The 3,446-nt window shown below is 69.6% G+C and carries 4 protein-coding genes; 3 read left to right on the forward strand and 1 reads right to left on the reverse strand.

Features of this window, described 5'->3' with window-relative positions; genetic code table 11:
- A partial coding sequence (locus tag VGR06_RS14855) for a recombinase family protein (protein WP_327559654.1) occupies positions 1–1,749 on the reverse strand: 1,749 nt, incomplete at its 3' end.
- Between the two features lie 440 nt (positions 1,750–2,189).
- Here VGR06_RS14855 and VGR06_RS14860 point away from each other — a divergent pair.
- From VGR06_RS14860 to VGR06_RS14870, 3 genes are all read left to right on the forward strand, one after another.
- Positions 2,190–2,699, forward strand: coding sequence for a hypothetical protein (locus tag VGR06_RS14860; protein WP_327559655.1), 510 nt, complete (start codon positions 2,190–2,192; stop codon positions 2,697–2,699).
- 125 nt (positions 2,700–2,824) lie between these two features.
- Positions 2,825–3,025: a hypothetical protein gene (locus VGR06_RS14865; protein WP_327559656.1), complete on the forward strand. Its 201-nt coding sequence runs from the start codon at positions 2,825–2,827 to the stop codon at positions 3,023–3,025.
- 159 nt (positions 3,026–3,184) lie between these two features.
- Positions 3,185–3,446, forward strand: a 262-nt coding sequence (locus VGR06_RS14870) for a hypothetical protein (protein WP_327559657.1), incomplete at its 3' end; no start/stop codon positions are given.

A 3,446-nucleotide genomic window follows, 5' to 3' on the forward strand; every position in this document is an offset into this window, starting at 1 on the left:
TGGCTCGCACTCGGCCACGGGCGGGATTGGCACCGCATCTGCGCTCTGGGGCGCTTCGCGCAGTTCCGATACCGCGCAGTGCAGCCGTTCCAGGCGCTCACCTGCGCTGTTGTGGTTTGAGTACCGTGCAGTCCAGTGCACCGACCCGACCATTTCGCGAACCGTCGACTGCGGGTTGAGGGTTGGCGGGGTTGGGGGGATTCGGAAGGTTGCGTGGATGTGGTTTCGACCCCGGATGCGGACTTCGTGAACGAGCCGTTCGATGACGGGCTTGATGCGGGCGGGTTCGCCGGTGGCAACGGCGTCGCGGACGCCTGCGGTGAGGGTGGCGAGGTCCTCCTCGGTGGGTGCGCTGGGTGTGTCGTCGGCGAGGAGGGCTTCGAGCTCGTCGCGGCGTCGGCGGAGCTTGGCGGTGGTGTCGGCGAGGGCTTGGATGCGGTCGCCGCAACGCGCCTGTGGGAGGTCACCGGCTTCGAACGCGGCGAGGTAGCGGTCGATCTTGGCTTCGGCGGAGGCCAGTTCCCGGCAGACCGTGTCGAGTTCGGCGCGGTGCTGGTCGTGGACCGCGTGGAAGCGGCTGGCCGCGTCGGTGGCGGCGGCGTTGACGAGGTCGGTGCGTTCGAAGGTGGTGATCAGGGCGTCCAGGACGAGGTGTTCGAGTTTGTCTGCGGGGAGCCGGTCGGCGTCGCAGGCGTGCTTTCCGTAGCGGTTGGCGGAGAAGCAGGTGTAGTAGCGGTAGCGGGCGGTGCGGCCGTGCGCGGCGGCGCCGAGGTAGCGCTTGCCGCAGCGGTCACAGAACACGCGGCCGGCGAGCAGGTAGTCGGAGCTGCTGGCCGCGCGGCGGGAGCGGTCGTCGCCGCGTGCGATCATGATCTGCTGGGCCTGTTCGAAGACGTCGGGTTCGACCAGCGGCGGGTGGTGGTGTTCGGCCCGGTACCAGGTGCCGCGGAAGTAGACCTCGCCGAGGTAGGCGCGGTTGCGCAGCACGGTGAGCACAGACTGCGCGCTCCAGGGTTTGCCGTAGCGGGTGCGGTGTCCCCGTTGGTTGAGTTCGCCGGCCAGGGCCTTGGCGCCGTGCCGGCCGGTCACGTACATGTCGAAGATCAGCGGCACGAGTGGGCTCTCGTCGGCAACGGGGCGGAGGATGTCGGTGGCCGGGTCGGGTTCGTAGCCGTAGGGGCGGTACCCGCCGCACCACTGGCCGCGGGCGGCCTTGCGCTCCATGCCGTTGATCACCCGGTCGATGATGGTCTCGCGCTCGAACTGGGCGAACACGCCGAGCATCTGAACCAGCATCCGGCCGACCGGGGTGGCAGTGTCGAACGGCTCCGTGGCCGAGCGGAACACCGCGCCCGCGTCGTCGAGTTCGTCGAGGATGTGCACCAGGCCGCGCAGCGAGCGGGCCAGCCGGTCGACCCGGTAGACGAGTAGAACGTCGAACCGGCCGGCGCGGGCGGTGGCCAGCGCGCGTTGCAGGTCGGGTCGTTCGAGGGTGGCCCCGGACGCCTCGTCGCGGAACACCGCGACCACCTCCCAGCCGGGTTGCGTGCCGGCGTAGGCGTGCAGCCGCTTGTCCTGGGCTTCGAGACTGAACGGCTGGTGCTCCTCGTCGGTGGAGATGCGGATGTAGATGGCGACCCGCAGCGGACCCGCCGCCTGCTCCCACAACGCCTCTTCCTTGGGCGATGTGGCGTCACGTACCGACGGGTCGGGACGCGCAACTCGGCGGGCGCCGCGCCCGCGGCTCACCGGGCACTCCGGGCGGCAGGGGTCGGATTCGGGGCTGGGGTTCTGGTCATGAGGACCTCCTGGGTCGGATGGGGCGGCGGGCAGGTGTCCGGTCGGTTGATGGACGCTCCAGCCGCCGATGGCTGTCAACGGGGTGTGTGTTCGGCCTATTGGTTCCAGCTCGGGCCGGGCGGTGGCACACCGGTTCGGCGCCCGTTCCCAGCTCGGCCCGAGGCGACCGCTCGGCTCTGGGCGCGGTAACGGCAGTCCGCAGCGTGCTGTCCACGTGTCCGCGGAGCCGAGCGTGCTACGCCGAGTGGCCGCCCAGGCCTTGCGATCGGTGGGGAGGGTGTTGAGCCGGAGACAATGATCGAGTCGCTCGGGCTCACTTCTCCGTGGAGATCAGTGGTGGCAGGTAGCCTCTGGCGTGGGGCGAGGTGTGCGGGAGAGGTATGGCGCGCGTGACGATCTACAGACGGGAAATCGCGCGGATGACGCGGGAGATCCAAAGAGAGTTCGACCGGCATCCGATTCGGGTGCCGGTGCGTGCTGACGGGCCCGAGTTCCCGCCGGGCGCGAGGAGGACGACGATCTACAACGGTCCGGTGATCCATGGCAACGCGGACGGGGCGCAGCTTGCCTGGGGCAACCAGGCGGTCAGCCAGACCAGCCACCGGAGTGAGCAGATCGCGCCCGGATTCGAAGCGATTGCGCAGGCCGTGGTGAGGACGCTGGAGCAGCTGCCCGTTGCCGGGCTGTCGATCGAAGACCAGCGGGATGCCGACGGTGCCGCTCGGCAGGTCCTCGCCGAAGTGGTTCAGCCTGATCCGGACCGTAGGAAGATCAGGCGCGCGTTGTCGGCTATGAAGGGACTCCTCGCTCCTCTGGCGACCGGGCTCGTGGAGGGCGCTGGAGACGGTGCCCACGAGTGGGCCAAGACAGCCATCGAGCGGCTCGGCGCCCCGTTCTGAGCCCGATTCCCACGCGACCGGCCGAGGAACCTCCTTCGTCGGCGGCGTTGCGCTGCTTATCGCCGAGGAAGGCTTGAGGTGCGGGCGTCTGAGCAGGAGCAGACCGGCGGCGTAGGGTTAATGAGGTGGCCGCGAAGTTCGAGCGGATCGGCTGGGGGCCGGTCCCGAACACCTTGCACGACCTCGGGATCGATCTCTTCGTGCAGGCACGGGACGACCGGCTATTTGATCGCGGACTGATCGTCGGCGTGCAGGTGAAGGGCGGGCCGAGCTGGTTCACCGAGCCCGCCCTCGCCGAGGACGGGTCGCTGGGGCACTGCCCTTAAGTTAGAAGCGGTACGTCGGTCTTTGTAGTGGTTTCGGCCCGGCTGATCACGATGCGGTCACGTCTCGACGAGGGCATGTCGTTGCAGGGAATGCGACGAAGCTCCCGGTAGGACATGGGTTGCTCACACCCAACACGTCCTCGCGCAGGAGCCTCGTCGATGCCGCAGTCTGCCATGTCCGAAATCGCCCCGGCTATTCCAGCGAGCGGGCCTGCCGGTCCGCCGGATGAACCGGATGCGGCGGCCCGGTCGCGGCTGCGGGAGGCGGTGCTGGCCGGGACGGCCTCAGGCGTGGATGTCGGCTCGGCGCTGGGCAGCGGCCTGCTGCGGCGGCTGCCCGGCGAGCAGGCGGTCACCAAGGCGTTGGCGCGGGCCGGGCATGTCGATGCACGGCGGCGGGCGTTGACGGGGCCGGTGACCG

Origin of the sequence: Actinophytocola sp. (genome assembly GCF_036002505.1) — a bacterium.
Classification (GTDB): domain Bacteria; phylum Actinomycetota; class Actinomycetes; order Mycobacteriales; family Pseudonocardiaceae; genus DASYTH01.